The following is a 303-nucleotide window of genomic DNA, read 5'->3' as shown; positions in this document are numbered from 1 at the left end:
TTACAGACCAGACAGCCGCCTTCGCCACTGGTGTTCTTCCATATATCTACGCATTTCACCGCTACACATGGAGTTCCACTGTCCTCTTCTGCACTCAAGTCTCCCGGTTTCCGATGCACTTCTCCGGTTAAGCCGAAGGCTTTCACATCAGCCCTAAAAAACCGCCTGCGCTCGCTTTACGCCCAATAAATCCGGACAACGCTTGCCACCTACGTATTACCGCGGCTGCTGGCACGTAGTTAGCCGTGGCTTTCTGGTTGGATACCGTCAAGCTGTCAACAGTTGCTCTGACAACGGTTCTTC

1 rRNA gene is annotated in these 303 nt (G+C 52.8%); it reads right to left on the bottom strand.

Features of this window, described 5'->3' with window-relative positions:
• Positions 1-303, bottom strand: a 16S ribosomal RNA gene (locus LPKJCM_RS12135); the annotation flags it as partial.

Source organism: Lentilactobacillus parakefiri, from assembly GCF_002157585.1.
In the GTDB taxonomy this organism is placed as follows: Bacteria; Bacillota; Bacilli; order Lactobacillales; family Lactobacillaceae; genus Lentilactobacillus; species Lentilactobacillus parakefiri.
The sequence above is the reverse complement of the archived record's forward strand: the minus strand, read 5'-3'. Positions and strand labels throughout refer to the sequence as shown.